The 18,636-nt window shown below is 62.6% G+C and carries 15 protein-coding genes; 10 read left to right on the top strand and 5 right to left on the bottom strand.

The window, feature by feature from the left end; genetic code table 11:
• Window positions 1–97: 97 nt before the first annotated feature.
• Genes J5289_RS10675 through J5289_RS10685 form a run of 3 tightly spaced genes read left to right on the top strand, consistent with a single transcriptional unit; the run spans window position 98 to window position 4,228 of the window.
• The gene (locus J5289_RS10675; protein WP_209206563.1) at window positions 98–754 is read left to right on the top strand and encodes an ABC transporter ATP-binding protein; all 657 of its coding nucleotides are present in this window, start codon (window positions 98–100) and stop codon (window positions 752–754) included.
• A complete protein-coding gene (locus tag J5289_RS10680) occupies window positions 754–3,162 on the top strand; it encodes an FtsX-like permease family protein (RefSeq protein WP_209183720.1) in 2,409 nt (802 codons plus the stop codon). The genes J5289_RS10675 and J5289_RS10680 overlap by 1 nt, the downstream gene beginning before the upstream one ends.
• Window positions 3,152–4,228: a lipocalin-like domain-containing protein gene (locus J5289_RS10685; protein ID WP_209183721.1), complete on the top strand. Its 1,077-nt coding sequence runs from the start codon at window positions 3,152–3,154 to the stop codon at window positions 4,226–4,228. The genes J5289_RS10680 and J5289_RS10685 overlap by 11 nt, the downstream gene beginning before the upstream one ends.
• Here J5289_RS10685 and J5289_RS10690 read toward each other — a convergent pair.
• Window positions 4,225–5,433, bottom strand: coding sequence for an AI-2E family transporter (locus J5289_RS10690; RefSeq protein ID WP_202617119.1), 1,209 nt, complete (start codon window positions 5,431–5,433; stop codon window positions 4,225–4,227). The genes J5289_RS10685 and J5289_RS10690 overlap by 4 nt on opposite strands.
• A gap of 166 nt (window positions 5,434–5,599) precedes the next feature.
• On the bottom strand, window positions 5,600–7,663 hold the full coding sequence (parE, locus tag J5289_RS10695) for a DNA topoisomerase IV subunit B (RefSeq protein WP_142822660.1): 2,064 nt from the start codon (window positions 7,661–7,663) through the stop codon (window positions 5,600–5,602).
• Window positions 7,664–7,872: 209 nt separating this feature from the next.
• Here parE and J5289_RS10700 point away from each other — a divergent pair, with 209 nt between their 5' ends.
• From J5289_RS10700 to J5289_RS10720, 5 genes are all read left to right on the top strand, one after another.
• Window positions 7,873–8,760: an alpha/beta hydrolase gene (locus J5289_RS10700; RefSeq protein WP_209183722.1), complete on the top strand. Its 888-nt coding sequence runs from the start codon at window positions 7,873–7,875 to the stop codon at window positions 8,758–8,760.
• 122 nt (window positions 8,761–8,882) lie between these two features.
• The gene (gene tpiA, locus J5289_RS10705) at window positions 8,883–9,653 is read left to right on the top strand and encodes a triose-phosphate isomerase (RefSeq protein ID WP_209183723.1); all 771 of its coding nucleotides are present in this window, start codon (window positions 8,883–8,885) and stop codon (window positions 9,651–9,653) included.
• Window positions 9,654–9,786: 133 nt separating this feature from the next.
• Window positions 9,787–10,230, top strand: coding sequence for a preprotein translocase subunit SecG (gene secG, locus J5289_RS10710; protein WP_209183724.1), 444 nt, complete (start codon window positions 9,787–9,789; stop codon window positions 10,228–10,230).
• Window positions 10,231–10,369: 139 nt separating this feature from the next.
• On the top strand, window positions 10,370–11,998 hold the full coding sequence (locus tag J5289_RS10715; RefSeq protein WP_142822664.1) for a CTP synthase: 1,629 nt from the start codon (window positions 10,370–10,372) through the stop codon (window positions 11,996–11,998).
• Window positions 11,999–12,154: 156 nt separating this feature from the next.
• Window positions 12,155–13,219 (top strand): HoxN/HupN/NixA family nickel/cobalt transporter, encoded by a 1,065-nt coding sequence (locus tag J5289_RS10720; RefSeq protein WP_209183725.1) that lies wholly within the window; start codon window positions 12,155–12,157, stop codon window positions 13,217–13,219.
• A gap of 82 nt (window positions 13,220–13,301) precedes the next feature.
• Here J5289_RS10720 and J5289_RS10725 read toward each other — a convergent pair whose 3' ends face one another.
• Complete coding sequence (locus tag J5289_RS10725) at window positions 13,302–14,390, bottom strand: citrate synthase/methylcitrate synthase (protein WP_209183726.1); 1,089 nt, start codon at window positions 14,388–14,390, stop codon at window positions 13,302–13,304.
• 84 nt (window positions 14,391–14,474) lie between these two features.
• Between J5289_RS10725 and J5289_RS10730 the strand changes: the two genes are divergently transcribed.
• Both J5289_RS10730 and gnd read left to right on the top strand, forming a co-directional pair.
• Complete coding sequence (locus J5289_RS10730) at window positions 14,475–15,614, top strand: citrate synthase family protein (RefSeq protein WP_209183727.1); 1,140 nt, start codon at window positions 14,475–14,477, stop codon at window positions 15,612–15,614.
• Between the two features lie 193 nt (window positions 15,615–15,807).
• On the top strand, window positions 15,808–16,836 hold the full coding sequence (gnd, locus tag J5289_RS10735; RefSeq protein ID WP_142822668.1) for a phosphogluconate dehydrogenase (NAD(+)-dependent, decarboxylating): 1,029 nt from the start codon (window positions 15,808–15,810) through the stop codon (window positions 16,834–16,836).
• Window positions 16,837–16,914: 78 nt separating this feature from the next.
• Here the strand turns inward: gnd and glp are convergent, their stop codons facing one another.
• Together glp and moaC are read right to left on the bottom strand one after the other, a co-directional pair.
• On the bottom strand, window positions 16,915–18,138 hold the full coding sequence (glp, locus tag J5289_RS10740; RefSeq protein WP_209183728.1) for a gephyrin-like molybdotransferase Glp: 1,224 nt from the start codon (window positions 18,136–18,138) through the stop codon (window positions 16,915–16,917).
• On the bottom strand, window positions 18,135–18,635 hold the full coding sequence (gene moaC, locus J5289_RS10745; RefSeq protein WP_209183729.1) for a cyclic pyranopterin monophosphate synthase MoaC: 501 nt from the start codon (window positions 18,633–18,635) through the stop codon (window positions 18,135–18,137). Before moaC ends, glp begins: the two co-directional genes overlap by 4 nt.
• Window position 18,636 lies beyond the last annotated feature (1 nt).

An 18,636-nucleotide genomic window follows, 5' to 3' on the forward strand; every position in this document is an offset into this window, starting at 1 on the left:
CTATACTGCATATACGGGGTCAAATTAGCCAGTCTTATGGACCCGGGCCACCGCGAAGCACGAGGTCAGCCGCTCCGTGGACCTTATAAGGAATACAATGGTTCTCGCAATGCAAGGTGTGAGCAAGTCCTACCAGACGGTCGAGGGACCACTGGAAGTGTTGCATTCCATAGATCTCGGTCTGGACGCTGGCCGGAGCCTGGCACTCACGGGCGAATCGGGCAGCGGCAAGAGCACTTTGCTGCATCTCGCAGCCGGTCTCGACAGCATCGATGCCGGTAGCATTGCTATCGCCGGCAACGATGTGACGCATCTGCGCGATGTCGGCCGCGCCGCGCTGCGCCGCAGCGTGGTCGGTCTCGTGTTCCAGCAGTTCAATCTCATTCCCTCGCTCGACGTCGAAGCCAATCTTGCCTTCCACGCCCGTCTTGCCGGACGGCACGACACCGGCTGGCAGAAAGAGCTGACGGAGAGGCTGGGGCTGGCGGGCTTGCTGAAACGCTACCCGGAGCAACTCTCCGGCGGCCAGCAGCAGCGTGTTGCCATAGGTCGCACGTTGGCGGCACGACCAAAGCTGGTGCTGGCCGACGAGCCGACCGGTAATCTCGACGAGGCGACTGGCGACGCGGTGCTCGACCTTATGCTGTCGCTGGTGGCCGAGACGGGAGCCGCGTTGCTGATGGTCACGCATTCGCTGCGCCTCGCCGAACGCCTCGATGCACGCATCCATCTGCGCTCGAGGCGGATCGCCTGATGCTGGCAGTCAGCCTCTCCGCGCTGCTGTCCCACTGGCGCCGCCGACCGATGCAACTGGCCATGCTGCTGCTCGGCCTGTCCCTGGCCACGGCTTTGTGGTCAGGCGTGCAAGCGATCAACGCCGAAGCCCGTGCCAGCTACGACCGCGCGGCAGCCATGCTCGGCCAGGACCGGTTGCAGCAGATTGTCTCCGCCGATGGCGAACTGATGCCGCAGTCCGATTTCGTCGCTCTCCGGCGTGCCGGCTGGCTGGTGTCTCCCGTCATCGAAGGCGACATAAGGTTCGGCACCGTCAGGATACACGTCATAGGCCTCGATCCGGTCAGCCTTCCCGCAGAGGCGCAACAGGTGAACGTCAGCGCAGGCAATGACCTCCTGAGCTTCATCACGCCGCCGGGCCGCATGTATGTCGCGCCGGCAACTGCCACGCAACTGGCCGGCCAGCCGGCGCCGCCGCTGGAGACGGCTAGTGGCCTGCCGCCGGGAACGGCGCTTGTCGACATCGGCATCGCCCAATCCCTTCTGGATAAACACGGACAGATCAGCCGCCTGATCCTCGACCCCCACCAGCCAGCCGGTCTCGCACCGCTGTCGTCGATCGCACCAGGTCTCGTCGTTCACGCGCCGGACCCGCAGGGCGACCTCGTCCGGCTGACTGACAGCTTCCATCTCAACCTGACTGCTTTCGGGCTGCTGGCCTTCGCCGTCGGGCTGTTCATCGTCTATTCGGCCATCGGTCTTGCCTTCGAGCAGCGTCGCCAGACATTCCGGACGCTCCGGTCTCTGGGCCTGTCGGCCCGGGCCTTGATCGCCCTGTTGCTGGCCGAATTGCTCATCCTCGCGCTCGTTGCCGGCCTTGGCGGCGTGGTGCTTGGCTATTTCGTCGCATCGGCCCTGCTGCCTGACGTGGCGGCCACATTGCAGGGGCTCTATGGCGCCGCCGTGCCGGGCACGCTGACGTTGCGGCCGGAGTGGTGGGCAACGGGTATGGCCATTGCCGTCCTCGGCACGCTGGTGTCGTCGGCACAGAGCCTCTGGCAGGTCTGGAGATTACCGCTGCTGGCGCCCGCCCAGCCGCGTGCGTGGGCGAGGGCGTCGGAGGCAGCACTCAAGGTCCAATCGGGCCTGGCGCTCGGCTTTTTTGCGGTCGGCCTGACGCTGGCGCTCTGGGGCTCCGGTCTGGTGGCCGGGTTTGCGGTTCTGGCCGGGCTGCTGCTGGGCTCGGCACTGCTTTTGCCTGTGGTCATGACCTTGATGCTGGCGATCATGCAGCGCCTGGCACGCGGTCCCCTGACACAATGGTTCTGGGCCGATACCCGCCAGCAACTGCCCGGCCTGTCGCTGGCGCTGATGGCGCTGCTGCTGGCCCTGTCGGCGAATGTCGGCGTCGGCACCATGGTCGCGAGTTTTCGCCTGACCTTCATCGGCTGGCTCGATCAGCGTCTGGCAGCCGAACTCTACGTCACCGCGCGCAACGAGGGCGAGGCATCGGCCTTGCGCACATGGCTCGCCCCCCGCGTCGATGCCGTGCTGCCGATCTGGAATGTCGAAGGTACCGTCGCCGGTCGCCCGGCGCAGGTCTTCGGCGTCGCTAATGACCGTATATACCGGGACAACTGGCCGATGCTGCAGGCCGTCCCCGACGTCTGGGACCGGATCGCTGCAGGAAATACCGCGCTGATCAACGAGCAGATGTCGCGCCGCGAGAAACTCAGGGTCGGCGACCCCCTGGTTCTGCCGGGAAACTGGAAGACCACCATCGTCGGCGTCTACTCCGACTATGGTAATCCCATCGGTCAGGCCATTGTCGGTATCGATGGCTTGACGACCCACTACCCCAACGTTTCGCGGCTACGCTACGGCCTGCGTCTCGATCCGGCCAAGACCCCGGCGCTTGTGGATGCGCTTGAGGCGCAGTTTCACCTGCCGTCGCAGAATGTCGTCGACCAGGCGAGCATCAAGGCCAAGTCGCTGGAGATCTTCGAAAAGACATTCGCCGTCACCGGCGCCCTCAATGTGCTGACACTGGGCGTCGCCGGACTGGCGATGTTTGCCAGTCTCATGACCCTGTCAGGCATGCGGCTGTCGCAGATTGCCCCGGTCTGGGCGATGGGGCTGACGCGTCGGCATCTGGTGGCGCTCGAAGTGGCGCGCACCATGGTGCTGGCGGTCCTCACCCTCGTTGCGGCGCTGCCGGTCGGCATCGGTCTCGCCTGGGTGTTGCTTGCCATCGTCAACGTCGAGGCATTCGGCTGGCGCCTGCCGATGCACCTTTTTCCTTCGGACTGGCTGCGGCTGGCCGGGTTTGCGCTGGTTGCAGCGTTGCTGGCAGCGCTCATCCCACTCCGCCGACTGGCGACGCTGTCGCCGTCCGATCTGCTGAAGGTTTTCGCCAATGAGCGTTAGAGCATCGCTGTTTTGCATCGCACTCGCCGTCGGTTCTCAAGGCGGGATGGTCAACGCCCAGGGGTTCGCCGGTCTCGGCACCAGTGCCGATGGCTTCGCCGTCCCCAAGCCAGGTGTGCCCTTCAGCTTTCCGGCAGACCATGGCCCGCATCCGGACTACCGCATCGAGTGGTGGTACCTGACCGCGGATCTCAAGGGGGCGGATGGAAAGGACTACGGGGTGCAGTGGACGCTGTTCCGTTCGGCGCTGTCGCCCGGCGCGAAGGCGAACTGGTCCAGTCCGCAGATCTGGATGGGCAACGCCGCCGTGACCACGCCGACGCAGCATTTCGTCGCCGAAAAGTTTTCGCGCGATGGTTCAGGCGCTGCCGGGGTCACGGCGACGCCTTTTGCGGCGTGGATCGACGACTGGCAGATGAAGACGCGTCCGGATAAACCGGCAGGTGGCGACGCGCTGTCCCACATCGATCTCACCGCCACCGGTGCAAGCTTTCGCTACGATCTCACTCTCGACGCGAAGGGGCCCATCGTTGCGCAGGGCGATGGCGGCTATTCCGTGAAATCGGCCGGCGGTCAGGCAAGCGAATACTATTCGCAGCCGTTCTACGCGGCAAAGGGCACGCTGAAACTGCCGGGTGGCGATGTCGCCGTGACCGGGGATGCGTGGCTCGATCGGGAGTGGTCGTCGCAGCCGCTTTCGGCCGACCAGAAGGGCTGGGACTGGTTTTCGCTGCATCTCGAAAACGGTGAAAAGCTGATGGGTTTCAGGCTGCGCGACAGCGGCGCGGGTTTCACCTCGGCCACCTGGATTGCCGCCGATGGCAAGCCGACGCCGTTACCCAAAGGCGCCCTGACCATGACGCCGCTCAAGACAACGAACGTCTCAGGCCACACCGTGCCGATCGAATGGCGCCTGGATATCCCGGTCCGCAATTTCAGTGTCACGACCAGCCCGCTGAATGCGCAGGCCTGGATGGCAACGCGCTTTCCATACTGGGAAGGGCCGATCAGCTTCCAGGGAACGCAAAAGGGCCGCGGTTATCTCGAAATGACCGGTTACGACTAGCGGACAGCGCTGGCATCCAGATCGGCCTTGGGAACGTCGCGGTGAATGCGTAGCGGCTGTTCGGCGTCGTTGTATTCCTGCTCATCCTCCGCAAGCTCGACTTCGCGGATCCATTCGCGCCAGATCGCAACGATGATCGCCATCAGCACCGGACCGATAAACAGCCCGAGAAAGCCCATCGTCTTGACGCCGCCGACGAGGCCGAAAAACGTCGGCAGGAACGGCAGCTTGATGGGGCCGCCGACCAGTCTCGGTCGCAGCGTCTTGTCGACGATGAAAAGCTCGACCGTGCCCCAGACGAGCAGCGCGACGCCGGCGACCTGGGCACCGCTGCCGAGCAGATAGAGGGAGACCAGCGTGAACGACAGGGGCGCGCCGCCGGGAATGAGCGCCATCACGCCGGTGAGCACGCCGAGCGTCACGGGCGAGGGGACGCCGGCGATCCAGTAGGCGACGCCGAGGACGATGCCTTCACCGATGGCGATGACCGTCATGCCCATGACCGTCGAACTGATGGTGATCGGCACGACCCGCGAGATCCGCGCCCAGCGATTGGGAAAGATGCGCTCGCCGATCAGATCCAGCTGCCGCACGAAACCGATCCCGTCACGATAGACGAAAAACAGCGCGATCATCATGAACAGCAACGTCAGGATCACGTGGAATGCGCCACCGCCTGCCGCAAGGACCGCGCGGTAGATGTTGCCGATGTTGGCGCCGCTGACAACCTGCGCCATTTCGCCGATGGCACCGGGAACGCCGACATAATGCGTCCATTGCTCATTAAGCCACGGCCCGGCGATCGGCAGGTCCATGATCCACAGCGGCGTCGGAGCGCCGAAGCGATTGACGTGCAGCGCCCAGGTGAACCATTCCTTCACCTCGCCCGAGGTGTAGATCACAGCGAAGACGATCGGAAGCACGAGGAAGGCGATGATCAGAATTATGGCGATGGAGGCAGCGATCGTGCGGCGATTGCCGGTGCGGCGCAGGATATCGCGATAGATCGGCCAGGTCGCAAAGCCGATGACGAGTGCTGCCAGCACCGGAACGATGAAGCCGTAAAAGAAGTAGATAGCGGCCAGCGCGATAAGCAGCAGCAACCAGCGCGCGGCCGAGATCGACGGGATCAGCGCCATCCGTGCCTGTGTCGCTGGTCCCAGCCAGCTCGGTTCCCCCGGCTTTTGACGTTCGAACATACCCACCCGGACTTCTGTCTTCATTTCAGTTCAATTGGTTATGGGGCATGAACCAGGCTGATTCAAGGGTAAGGCCCGCAATGGCCTATATTACACCGCCGTGACAGCGATGCGACCGCAAGTGGTTGTGGAGGAGAAAAAGTCTACCTCGCGTCGCTCCCCGATATCGACCCTAGATATCGAGATTTTCCGCAAAGGCTGCGCGCTCCTGGATAAAGCGGAAGCGAGCATCTGGCTTGGTGCCCATCAAGGCATCCACCGCATCCCGGGTCCCCTCGAAGTCGACATCGTCGATCGCCACCTTCAGCAGCGTCCGCCGCGCAGGGTCCATCGTCGTTTCCTTGAGCTGTGCCGGCATCATCTCCCCGAGGCCCTTGAAGCGTCCGATTTCGACCTTCTTGCCCTTGAACACCGTGTTCATGATCTCGGCACGATGCGCGTCGTCGCGGGCATAAAGGGTTTTTGCACCCTGGGTCAGCCGGTAGAGCGGCGGTACGGCAAGGAACAGATGGCCGCCCCGGATCAGGTCCGGCATTTCCTGGTAGAAGAAGGTGATCAGCAGCGACGCAATGTGGGCGCCATCGACATCGGCGTCGGTCATGATGATGATGCGCTCGTAGCGCAGATCCTCGTCGCGATATTTCGCACGCGTTGCGCAGCCGAGGGCCTGGATCAGGTCGGAGATCTGCTGGTTGGCCGAGAGCTTTTCGCGGGTGGCGCTGCCGACGTTCAGGATCTTGCCGCGCAACGGAAGAATCGCCTGGTTGGAGCGGTTGCGGGCCTGCTTTGCCGAACCGCCGGCCGAATCGCCTTCGACGATGAAGAGTTCGGCACCGGCAGCCGTATTCTGCGAGCAGTCGGACAGCTTGCCCGGCAGGCGCAGCTTGCGGACCGCGGTCTTGCGGTTGACCTCTTTTTCCTTGCGGCGACGCAGCCGCTCTTCGGCGCGTTCGATCACCCAGTCGAGCAGCTTTTCGGATTCGGCCGGATTGTCGGCGAGATAGTGGTCGAAGGGGTCGCGCAAGGCATTTTCGACAATGCGCTGGGCTTCGGCACTGGCCAGCCGATCCTTGGTCTGGCCGACGAATTCGGGCTCGCGAATGAACACCGACAGCATGCCGACGGCTGAAATCATCACGTCGTCGGTGGTGATCGCGGCAGCGCGCTTGTTCTGCGTCAACTCCGCATAGTTCTTGAGCCCCTTCAGCAGCGCAATGCGAAGGCCGGCCTCATGGGTGCCGCCTTCGGCGGTCGGAATGGTGTTGCAATAGGAATGTACCTGCGGATCGCCGCCGTACCAGCTGATAGCCCATTCCAGAGAGCCGTGGCCGCTGGCCTTCTCCGACTTGCCGGCGAAGATCTCGCGGGTGACGGTGAACTCCTTGCCCATCGTCGCCTGCAGATAGTCTTTCAGGCCGCCCGGAAAATGGAAGACTGCCTTGTCGGGAATATCGGAACCTTCCGGCAGCATCCCGGCATCGCAGCTCCAGCGGATCTCGACGCCACCGAATAGGTAGGCCTTGGAGCGGGCCATGCGGAAAACACGCGCCGGATCGAACTTGGCGTGATCGCCAAAGATCTGCGGATCGGGATGGAAGCGCACGCGCGTGCCGCGACGATTGTGGATATCGCCGAGTTCCTCGAGACCGCCCTGCGGAATGCCGCGTGAAAAGCGCTGGCGATAGAGCTTCTTGTTGCGGGCAACTTCGACTTCCATGTCGTCCGAAAGCGCATTGACCACGGAGACGCCGACCCCGTGCAGACCGCCTGAGGTCTCGTAGGCCTTGCCATCGAACTTGCCGCCCGCATGCAGCTTGGTCATGATCACTTCGAGTGTCGACTTGCCCGGCACCTGCGGATGGTTTTCTACCGGTATGCCGCGGCCGTTGTCGCTGACGGTCAGGTAGCCCTCGACGTCGAGATGGACCTCGATGAAATTGGCATGGCCGGCGACAGCTTCGTCCATCGAATTGTCGATGACTTCGGCAAACAGATGGTGAAGCGCCTTTTCGTCAGTACCACCGATATACATGCCGGGACGCATGCGGACGGGTTCGAGGCCTTCGAGCACCCGGATCGCCGAGGCATCATAGCCGTCGGATGACGATTGCGTCGGCGGCGCCGGGCGAGGGGCGGCTGCGACTTCCGGCTTCTTTGGGGCATCTGCCTTCTTGGCGACTTCCGGGGCTGCGGCGATCGTCGAGACTGCGGAAAAGAGATCGTTGCTGTCATCCATAAGCGTGTTCAAATCTTAAAGTGAGAGTAATCCCCGCGAGCGGTGGCAGGCCAGAGCGAATCGATGGCGTAGCACGCTCGACTGATCCGGATTCTGGCAGAAATCTTGCAAAAAAGCGACGCAGGCAGATTCCGGGACCAATTGGAAAAAAGATTTGCGTCGGCCATCGCCGAATGGCAAGCCACAGTTCTTCAAAGGGTCCCATCGGCATGCCAATGTCCACAGTTCATTTCTTCAAGATCGCTGCCACCGTCGCGTTTATCGCCTTCCTGTCCACGAATGCGTCTGCCGTGCAATTGAAGCCGTTCAAGGACGAGCTGTTTTCCAGCCAGACCATTGTCGAGAGCCATGATAACGGTGCGTTCGAAACCATCGACTACCAGGAGATGCGCGACATCAACGGCCGGGACATCGTTCCAGAGCGCCGCGTCAAGCCGGCCTATCTCGGGCTCGGCGTCCGCTGGAAGCAGACGGACGAGACGCTTGCTCTCGGTGCACGCAAACTCGATGTCACCAGGGTGGGACCTGCGACCGGCCAGGCCTTCACAGTGATCTTCGTCCACGGTCGAGCCGGCGACCGGCGGCTGGGCTCGAACGACTATATGTTCGGCGGCAACTTCAACCGGCTGAAAAACCTCGTGGTCGACAATGGCGGCAGCTACTATGCGCCGACCATCGGGACGTTCGATGCCGAAGGTGTGGCCGATGTCGCCGCGCTGATCCGGGCAGTCTCCGAACAATCAGGCGGAAAGCCTGTCATCCTCTCCTGCGCCTCGATGGGCAGCATCGTCTGCTGGGGGATCACGCGGGATGTCGAGAGCGTCAAGCGGCTTTCCGGGATGGTGATGATGTCAGCCGTGACTGACCCGACCTTCGCCAAGAGCCCGTTCTACAAGGCCCGGCTGCCGATCTGGTTTGCCCATGGCAGCGCCGACAATGTCTATGCGGCTGCAGACCAGCAGGCGCAGTTCGAAAAGCTTATCAAGGCAAAGTATCCGGCCCGCTTCACGCTCTATACGAACGGCACCCATGGAACGCCATTGCGCATGCTGGACTGGCGGAAGACCCTCAACTGGCTGTTTTTACCCTCGCCATGATCGCAGTTTTTGCTTTCGGTCGGAGCGACGGCTGGCAATCGGGATGGCGTAATGGCGCGCAACTTTCATTTTGCCGATTCTTTTGCTAGGTCCGCATGCAAAGCGACGGGAGGAGAGGCGCCATGACACAGAAGATACGTCCGCTATTGGCGGGCAACTGGAAAATGAACGGCACGCGGGACAGCCTGACGGAGATAAAGGCTATTGGCGATGCGATCGATCAGGCCCAGGCGGAGAAGGTCGAGGCACTGCTCTGCCCACCGGCAACGCTGCTCTATGTGGCGACCGCACTCTGCGACGACAGCCCGCTGGCGATCGGCGCCCAGGATTGCCACCAGCACCGCATTGGCGCCCACACCGGGGATATTTCCGCTGAAATGATTGCGGATTGCTTCGGCACCTATGTGATCGTCGGTCACTCCGAGCGGCGCCGGGACCATGGCGACAGCAGCGAACTCGTGCGTGCCAAAGCGGAGGCCGCACATGCGGCGGGACTGACCGCCATCATCTGCGTCGGCGAGACTGCCGAAGAGCGTCAATCCGGCCATACCATCGATGTTCTGAAGCGGCAGATCGAAGCATCGGTCCCGCGCGGCTCGACGGCGGACGATACCGTCATCGCCTATGAGCCGGTCTGGGCCATCGGAACCGGTCTGGTGCCGCAGGAAGAAGAGATTGCCGCCGCCCATGCTTTCATGCGCGCCGATCTCGTGGCGCGGCTGGGACGGACTGGCAAGAGCATGCGGCTCCTCTACGGCGGCTCCGCGAACCCTGCCAACGCAGCTGTCCTCATCGGCATAGATAACGTCAATGGCTTGCTGGTCGGCGGAGCGAGCTTGAAATCGGTCGATTTCATCGCGATATACAACGCATATCTGAAACACACGGCCTGACGCTGGCCGCCTCCTGCCGTTTTTGGGCTGCAGGGGCGGGCCACGATGAAAAGGCTTGGAATAGGCGAGAGGCTCATGTAAAGAGCCGCGAGCTTTTCTTCTTATGCCCGTATACGCGGGCGGGACTGGACCTATGCAGACCGTATTGATTGTCATTCATCTCATGATCGTGCTTGCGCTGGTCGGAGTGGTTCTTATTCAACGCTCCGAAGGCGGCGGCCTTGGCGTCGGCGGCGGGTCGGGCTTCATGTCCGCCCGTGGCGCTGCCAATGCGCTGACCCGGACAACGGCGATCCTTGCGACGCTGTTCTTCATCACGTCGCTCGGTCTCGGCGTCCTGTCGCGCTATGAAGGTCGCCCGACCGACATTCTCGACCGGATCACGCCGGCTGGACAGACGAAGAGCGGCGGCATTCTCGACTCGCTCGGCGGCGCAAAGCCCGCGACAGGCACCGCGCCTGCTGGTACTGCACCGGCAGGAACCGCGCCAGCAGGAACGGCACCCGCTTCGCCTTCCGGCCAGGCTGCCCCGGCAACGCCAGCACCGGCGCCGACCGGCGTACCCACGGGTCAATAACAGACCCTGAAACAATCCTCCGGCAGGTATCAAAACCTGCCGGTTTTATTTTGTCCATCCTCCGCCTCGTCTTCAAAAGTTCTGGAAAAGAATTTTGGGGCTGGCGGAATCATTTGTTAAAAGGTAACCGGTGGCTCCCATGGCGCGATATGTATTCATCACCGGCGGCGTGGTTTCCTCTCTAGGCAAGGGAATTGCGGCCGCTGCTCTCGGAGCACTCCTGCAGGCCCGCGGTTATAGATGCCGCCTGCGCAAGCTCGACCCCTATCTCAACGTCGATCCGGGCACGATGAGCCCGACACAACACGGCGAAGTCTTCGTGACGGATGACGGCGCAGAGACCGACCTCGACCTCGGGCACTACGAGCGCTTTACAGGCCGCTCCGCCACCAAGACCGACAACATCACAACCGGTCGCATATACAAGAACATCATCGACAAGGAACGGCGCGGCGACTACCTCGGCGCCACCGTCCAGGTCATTCCGCACGTTACCAACGAGATCAAGGATTTCGTTACCGAAGGCAACGACGACTACGACTTCGTCATCTGCGAAATCGGCGGTACTGTCGGCGATATCGAGGCGATGCCGTTCATGGAGGCCATCCGCCAGCTCGGCAACGACCTGCCGCGCGGCACGGCCGTCTACGTCCACCTGACGCTGATGCCGTACATTCCGGCTGCCGGCGAGCTGAAGACCAAGCCGACCCAGCATTCCGTCAAGGAACTGCAGGCGCTGGGTATTCACCCCGACATCCTGCTCGTACGCGCCGATCGCGAGATTCCGGAAGCCGAGCGCAAGAAGCTTTCGCTGTTTTGCAACGTCCGCCAGTCCGCTGTTATCCAGGCGCTGGACGTTGCCAATATCTATGATGTGCCGACGGCCTACCACAAGGAAGGTCTCGACAACGAAGTGCTGGCCGCCTTCGGTATCGAACCGGCACCGAAGCCGCGTCTCGAAGCGTGGGAAGAAGTCTGCAATCGCATCCATACGCCCGAAGGCGAGGTGACCATTGCCATCGTCGGCAAGTACACCGGCCTCAAGGATGCCTACAAGTCGCTGATCGAAGCGTTGCATCACGGCGGCATCGCCAACCACGTCAAGGTCAAGCTCGAGTGGATCGAATCGGAAGTCTTCGAAAAGGAAGACCCGGCTCCCTATCTCGAAAAGGTGCACGGCATTCTCGTGCCCGGCGGCTTCGGCGAGCGCGGATCGGAAGGCAAGATCCACGCGGCCCGATTCGCCCGCGAGCGTGCAGTTCCCTATTTCGGTATCTGCTTCGGCATGCAGATGGCGGTCATCGAGGCGGCCCGCAACCTGGCCGGCATCGAGCACGCCTCGTCGACGGAGTTTGGCGCGACCAGCGAACCGGTCGTGGGCCTGATGACCGAATGGATCAAGGGAAACCAGCTGGAGAAGCGCGCGGCCTCAGGTGACCTCGGTGGCACAATGCGCCTCGGCGCCTACAAGGCGGCGCTCAAGAAAGGCACGAAGATCGCGGAGATCTATGGATCTTCGGATATTTCCGAACGCCATCGCCATCGCTACGAGGTCAATGTCGATTACAAGGACCGGCTGGAAAGCTGCGGCCTGGTATTTTCGGGCATGTCACCGGACGGCGTGCTGCCGGAGACAATCGAGTACCCCGATCATCCATGGTTCATCGGTGTCCAGTATCATCCTGAGCTGAAGTCCCGTCCTCTCGACCCGCATCCGCTGTTCGCAAGCTTCATCGAGGCAGCACTCGAACAGAGCCGCCTGGTCTGAGGCGACAAGGACATTACGGACAACATTCGAAGCCCGGCGAAAGCCGGGTTTCTTTTTGAGCCGCATCAGATTTTTCGCGGGGCTTACGTCATTTGCCTCTCGTCTCGCTTTTCTTTCCATGGCAGTTTGCGGTGCAGTGCCAGAGGAAAGTGAAGTTTGATGCCCAATCCGTTTGACGACCGGAAAGACCGTGCCCGGACGAAGATCACCATGACCTACATCCTGCTGATCGGCTTCAATATCGGTGCGTGGGTTTGGGCATGGTCGGCCTTTTCGGACCGCCCAGCCTTGCTCGGCACGGCGTTCCTTGCCTACATGCTTGGCTTGCGGCATGCCTTCGATGCCGATCATATTGCGGCCATCGACAATGTCGTGCGCAAGCTGGTGCAGGACAACAAGTCACCGGTTTCCGTCGGCTTCTTCTTTTCGCTCGGTCATTCCAGCATCGTCGTGCTGGCATCGATCGCCATCGCGGCAACTGCTTCGATGATGCCGCTCGGCGCTTTCCGCGATGTCGGCGGCATTATCGGCACATCCGTTTCAGCGCTGTTCCTGGTCGTTATCGGCGTTGCCAATTTCTTCGTGCTGCGCGGCATCTGGGCAGCTTTCCGTCGTGCAAGGCGCGGCGAAACGATCGTCGAGGAAGACTTGGATGCGCTGTTGTCGAACAGCGGCTTCCTCGCGCGCATCTTCCGGCCGATGTTCAAGATCGTCACGCGCTCATGGCACATGTATCCCATCGGCTTCCTCTTCGGCCTCGGCTTCGACACGGCTACGGAAATCGGCTTGCTCGGGATATCGGCGACGCAAGCCGCGCAGGGCATGTCGTTCTGGACGATCCTCGTTTTCCCCGCGCTTTTCACGGCTGGCATGTCGCTGCTCGACACCACCGACAGCGTCCTGATGACACGCGCCTACGGCTGGGCCTTCATCAATCCGATCCGCAAGCTCTGGTACAATCTGACAATCACCGCCGCCTCGGTCGCCGTGGCGATCTTCATCGGTGGCATGGAAGCACTTGGCCTTATTGTCGATAAGCTCGGGCTCGAGGGTGGCATCTGGCGCACCATTGCCGACCTCAACGATAATCTCGCCAATTTCGGCTATGCCGTCGTCGGTATCTTCGCCGCCAGTTGGTTGATTTCCACCTTGGTCTACAAGGCGCGTGGTTACGACGACGTGACACTGAACCTTGCCACTGGGCAATCCACCACGAACTGACGAATCCGCCTCATTCGTGAGTGCCTTCCGGGGCGGCTCCGGATCCACCAATATGGCAGACCCGGATATGACTGACCGACCGTCAGGCGGCCTTCGGCAATGGTCCTGTATAGCGCGACTGCGGGCGGATGAGCCGGCCGTCAAGCACCTGCTCGCGGGCATGGGCAATCCAGCCGACCATGCGGCCGATGGCGAATACGCCGGTGAATGCCTCCCTCGGGAAACCGAGCGAATCGAGCAGCATTGCCGTGTAGAATTCGACGTTGGTCTCGATAGGCCGGTCCGGCTTGCGTTCGCGCAATAACGCCAGTGCGGTCTGCTCCACCGCCTCCGCCAGCTCCATCCGCCGTCCATCCACCTGTCCGGCCGCAACGATCGGCTTAAGCGCCGCCTTCAGCGCATCGGCGCGCGGATCGCCCACCCGGTAGATGCGATGGCCGAACCCCATCAGCCGCTCGCCCTTGTCGAGTTCGGCAGCGATCCACGCACGGGCGTTGGCAGGCTCGCCGATGGCGTCCAGCATGTCGAGCACCGGCCCCGGCGCGCCGCCATGCAGCGGTCCCGTCAAGGCTCCGAGCGCACCGAGCACGGAGGAAGTGAGCCCGGCCTGGGTCGAGGCGATCACACGGGCTGCAAAGGTCGAGGCGTTCAATCCGTGGTCGGCGATTGTGACCAGATAGGCATCGAGTCCCGCCGTCTGTTCTGCGCTGGGCGTGATGCCGGTGAGCATTCTCAGAATATCCTCGGCCTGCGAAAGGCTGGGATCCGGGCGTATCGGCGGCTTGCCGTCCCGAAGTCGCAGCACTGCCGGCAGGAATACAGCGGGTGCTGCCATCAGCCTCACCGCCGTGGCATGGTCCGCGCCATCCGGTACGCGGGCAAGCAGCGCCCGGATAGCCTCGACCGGCGGCAACCTGAACAGGCCCGGTTCGCTCTCGGTTACGATATTGAACATTGACACCCGCGCGTCACCGATAAGTGACCTTCGTCCATCGACATCGGTCGTTTCCGGAAAAAGCCCCGAAAGCAACAGCTGGGCAACGTCCTCGTAGCGGCTCGTTGCCACGAGGTCGTCCAGCGACACGCCACGTATCACCAGTCGACCGGCGAGCCCGTCGACATCCGACAACCGGGTTTCTGCGGCAATGACATCGTCCAATCCACTTTTCATCGTCTTCTCCTTTGACTATGCGAGATGATCGGCGCCATTTGTATTGACGTCAATCTTGATGCTTTCGATCAATATGAGGATGCCATGTCGTGGCTGACTGCAGAGCAGGCGTTGCAACTGCTCGGAACGAAACAGCAGACCTTGTACGCCAATGTCAGCCGGGGTCGCATCCGTGCCAAGCCCGATCCGGCCGAGGGCCGCCGCAGCCTTTATTTTCGCGATGACGTGCTCCAGCTCGCCAACCGCCAGGCCGGTCGCCGCAAGAGCGAAACTGTCGCTGCCGAAGCAATCCAATGGGGCGATCCCATGCTGCCCTCGGCGGTCTCGACCGTTTCCGATGGCCGGCTGTTTTACAGGGGCAGGGATGTTGCAGCGCTGTCGGAGAATGCGACGCTTGAGGAAGTAGCAGCCTTGCTCTGGGATATGCGCCGTCCGCTGTCTTCCCTGGCACAGAATGGCGTCTCGAAAGACGGCGCGACAATCGCATCGGCTTTGGTTGCACTGGCAGGTCGGGCGACGCGGGATCTACCGTCCATGGAGAGATCCCAGTCCGCGCTGCAGGCCGACGCGCAGAGCGTGCTTGCCACGGTCGCAAATGTGCTCGCTCCCTGGTCCGCCGACCAGCCCCTGCATAGACGTCTGGCGGAAAGCTGGGGCCGCCCTGCCGCAGCGTCGATCCTTCGCCGCGCGCTGGTGCTGTTTGCCGATCACGAACTGAATGCCTCGACCTTTGCCGCCCGCGTCACAGCCTCGACAGGCTCCTCCCTGTCTGCGGCGGTCTTGTCTGGCCTGGCGACGCTGACTGGGCCGCTGCATGGCGGCGCCTGGCAGGCTGTGAAGGTACTCGTCGGCAACGCCGAAGAGCTCGGTGCCCACGAGGCGGTCAGCCGCTATCTGGCTCAGGGGCGCAAGCTGCCGGCCTTCGGGCATCGCCTTTATCCGCACGGCGATATCAGGGCCACCACGCTGCTCCGACATTTCGAGCTCCCTACTGCCTTCGCCGACCTGCAGGAGGCGGCCGAGAAAATCGTCGGCGAGCGCGTCAATGCCGATTTCGCCCTCACGGCGCTTGCCGTCGCCTACGACCTGCCACGCGATGCCCCGATGACCATATTTGCGCTGGCGCGGACGGTCGGGTGGCTGGCACATGCGATGGAGCAGGCTGTCGGTGGGCGGCTTATCCGACCACGCGCTCGTTACATCGGCCCCACATTGGAGGCTTGAGCCCGCGCCCCAATGGCAGTAGGAAGATGTAATTCAAACGATTAGGGTTGCTCACGTATTCTTGATGTTTCGCAGCTACGCTTGCCTGCTAACCCTCGACGCCGTAATTTGCGAGCACTAAGGCCTGTCGCAAAATCACCCTATACACTTGACCGGAGCGACCGCTCCAAAACCGTCCCAAGGAGACGTGACTATGCAGATTGGTATGATTGGCCTCGGCCGCATGGGCAGCAACATGGTGCAGCGGCTTATGAAGAGCGGCCACACGGCCGTCGTCTTCGACGCGCGCGCCCAGAGCGTCGAGGACCTCAAGGGCATGGGCGCCACCGGCAGCTCCAGCCTTGAGGACTTTGTCGCCAAGCTGGATAAGCCACGCGCCATCTGGATGATGCTGCCGGCAGCCATCGTCGACAACGAACTGACCAAGCTGGTGCCGTTGCTCGAAGAGGGCGACATCATCATCGATGGCGGCAACTCCTACTATCATGACGACATCCGTCGTGCGGCGATGCTGAAGCAGAAGGGCATCCACTATGTCGACGTCGGCACCAGCGGCGGCGTGTTCGGCCTGCAGCGCGGCTATTGCCTGATGATCGGCGGCGAAACGCCGACCGTCCAGCACCTGTCGCCAATCTTTGCAACGCTTGCGCCTGGCATGGGCGACGTGAAGTCGTCCGCCCAGCGCAGCGAAGTCGCTGCTGCCAAGAGCACGGCGGAGCAGGGCTTCCTGCATTGCGGTCCGCATGGCGCCGGTCACTTCGTCAAGATGGTCCACAACGGCATCGAATATGGCCTGATGGCTGCCTACGCAGAAGGCTTCAACATCCTGCGCCACGCCAATATCGGCATGCAGCAGGCCGAGGCCGACGCCGAGACAGCGCCGATGTCGAACCCGGAATTCTACCAGTACAATCTCGACATCCCGGAAATCGCCGAAGTCTGGCGTCGTGGCAGCGTCATCACCTCTTGGCTGCTCGATCTGACGGCAGATGCGCTGCACGAAGATCCGGCCCTGTCGCAGTATGCCGGCCGCGTTTCGGACTCCGGCGAAGGCCGCTGGACGATTTCCGCGGCTATCGACGAAGGCGTTCCGACACCGGTCCTGAGTGCGGCCTTGTTCAGCCGCTTCTCTTCGCGCGGCAATGACGGCTTTGCCAACCAGGTGCTGTCAGCCATGCGCGCCGGCTTCGGCGGCCACCACGAAAAGCCACCCGTCAAGTAAGCGGGCCGGCAACAGACGCACTTCCATCGGGCGGCGAAAGTCGCCCGATGTGATTCTGGCAGTTCGCTCGCGAGGGCGTCAGCCCTGCAGGTCCGGCCGCAGCAGGAGAATGGGGCAGGGCATGCCGGCCGGCATCGCCGGAGCATTTGGGGGCCGTACGATCAGGCAGTCTGCCTGGGCGAAGATCTTCATCATCGAGGAATCCTGCTTGCCGAAAGGCTCCGTAAGCCAGCTGCCATCGCTCGATTTGGAAAGCGTTGCGCGTAGATAGTCCTGACGCTGATTGTTCGCCGCAAGTGGTTTCGCCGTCAGCGAAGCTGCCGCGCGCTGGATCGGCGGCAGACTGGCAAGTTTGCGGATCAGCGGCTCCAGGAACAGGATGCCGCAGACAAGGCTCGACACCGGATTTCCGGGCAGGCCGAGCACATGTGCCGCTCCGAGGCTGCCGACCATCAGCGGCTTGCCCGGCCGCATGGCGATGCGCCAGAAGTCGAGTTGCATGCCGGATGCCACAAGCGTTGCCTGCACGAGGTCATGGTCTCCCACGGAGGCACCGCCAAGCGTGACGATAACGTCGGCACCGGCGTCGCGCGCACGTTCCACAGCCGCCGTGATTGCCGCGCTGTCATCCGGCGCAATGCCGAGGTCGAGGATATCGGCTCCGGCTTGTCGAGCGAGAGCTGCGATGCCGAACGTGCTTGAGGCCAGGATCTGCGATGGACCGGGGATTGCGCCGGGCGGCAGCAGTTCATCGCCGGTGGCAAGGATCGCCACCAGCGGTTTGCGGAAGACGGTCAGCGTCGCATGGTTCATGGCTGCTGCCACAGTCAGCCGGGTGAAGTCCATGACGGTGCCGTGCGGCAGCACGATCTCGCCATCGACGAAGTCCTGACCGCGTGGGCGCACATGCTGGCCGGAGCGTACCGGATAGGTCGAGCGGATGCTGCCGTCGGTCGCCTCGACATCCTCCTGCAGAAGTACGCTGTCGGCCCCCTCAGGCAGTGGCGCGCCGGTGAAGATGCGCACCGCCTCGCCACTGGCGACTGTGCCTTCGAACGCGTGGCCGGCGGCCGAGATGCCGATGACTTTCAGACTGGTATTCGGTGCAGAGAGATCGGCCTGCCGGATCGCGTATCCGTCCATCGCGGAGGCGTTGAAAGGCGGCTGGGTGAGGCGGGCGGGAAGGTCTGTCGCCAGTACACGGCCGGAGGCATCACTGAGGGTCACAGTCTCGTGCTCGGCGACAGGCCGCACCTTGTCCAGCAAGCGCGCCTGCGCTTCGGCAACAGGCAGCAAGCTCATGGGGATGGGCCTGCAAGCCGGAAGTCGCCGGATTTGCCGCCGGACTTTTCCTCGAGCCGGATGCCGCCGATTTCCATCAGCCGGTCGGCCGCCTTGGCCATGTCGTAGATTGTCAGGCAGGCAACAGAGACGGCGGTCAATGCTTCCATTTCGACGCCGGTGCGTCCCGTAAGCTTGGCAGTTGCCATCACACGCAGTCCGGGAAGGCTGTCGTCGGGCGTGATCTCCACACCGATCTTCGTCAGCATGAGCGGATGACAAAGAGGAATAAGGCTCGATGTCTGCTTGGCGCCCATGATCCCTGCCAGGCGCGCCGTGCCGATGACGTCGCCTTTCTTGGCGTTACCCTCGAGAATCAGCCGGAGTGTCTCAGGCTGCATCTTCACATGGCCCGAAGCCGTTGCACTGCGCATGGTCTCCGCCTTGTCGCCGACATCGACCATGTGGGCTTCGCCGGACGCATCGATGTGCGTGAGGCTGCCGTGCTCTGCCGCCATG

Origin of the sequence: Rhizobium sp. B230/85, assembly GCF_019355735.1 — a bacterium.
GTDB lineage: Bacteria > Pseudomonadota > Alphaproteobacteria > Rhizobiales > Rhizobiaceae > Rhizobium > Rhizobium rhododendri.

Coding starts and splice junctions, on each gene's coding strand:
- J5289_RS10680 (WP_209183720.1), top strand. CDS start 754: ATGCTGGCAGTCAGCCTCTCCGCGCTGCTGTCCCACTGGCGCCGCCGA.
- tpiA (WP_209183723.1), top strand. CDS start 8,883: ATGACACAGAAGATACGTCCGCTATTGGCGGGCAACTGGAAAATGAAC.
- J5289_RS10715 (WP_142822664.1), top strand. CDS start 10,370: ATGGCGCGATATGTATTCATCACCGGCGGCGTGGTTTCCTCTCTAGGC.
- J5289_RS10700 (WP_209183722.1), top strand. CDS start 7,873: ATGCCAATGTCCACAGTTCATTTCTTCAAGATCGCTGCCACCGTCGCG.
- J5289_RS10675 (WP_209206563.1), top strand. CDS start 98: ATGGTTCTCGCAATGCAAGGTGTGAGCAAGTCCTACCAGACGGTCGAG.
- secG (WP_209183724.1), top strand. CDS start 9,787: ATGCAGACCGTATTGATTGTCATTCATCTCATGATCGTGCTTGCGCTG.
- moaC (WP_209183729.1), bottom strand. CDS start 18,635: ATGGCGGCAGAGCACGGCAGCCTCACGCACATCGATGCGTCCGGCGAA.
- glp (WP_209183728.1), bottom strand. CDS start 18,138: ATGAGCTTGCTGCCTGTTGCCGAAGCGCAGGCGCGCTTGCTGGACAAG.
- J5289_RS10725 (WP_209183726.1), bottom strand. CDS start 14,390: ATGAAAAGTGGATTGGACGATGTCATTGCCGCAGAAACCCGGTTGTCG.
- J5289_RS10685 (WP_209183721.1), top strand. CDS start 3,152: ATGAGCGTTAGAGCATCGCTGTTTTGCATCGCACTCGCCGTCGGTTCT.
- gnd (WP_142822668.1), top strand. CDS start 15,808: ATGCAGATTGGTATGATTGGCCTCGGCCGCATGGGCAGCAACATGGTG.
- parE (WP_142822660.1), bottom strand. CDS start 7,663: ATGGATGACAGCAACGATCTCTTTTCCGCAGTCTCGACGATCGCCGCA.
- J5289_RS10730 (WP_209183727.1), top strand. CDS start 14,475: ATGTCGTGGCTGACTGCAGAGCAGGCGTTGCAACTGCTCGGAACGAAA.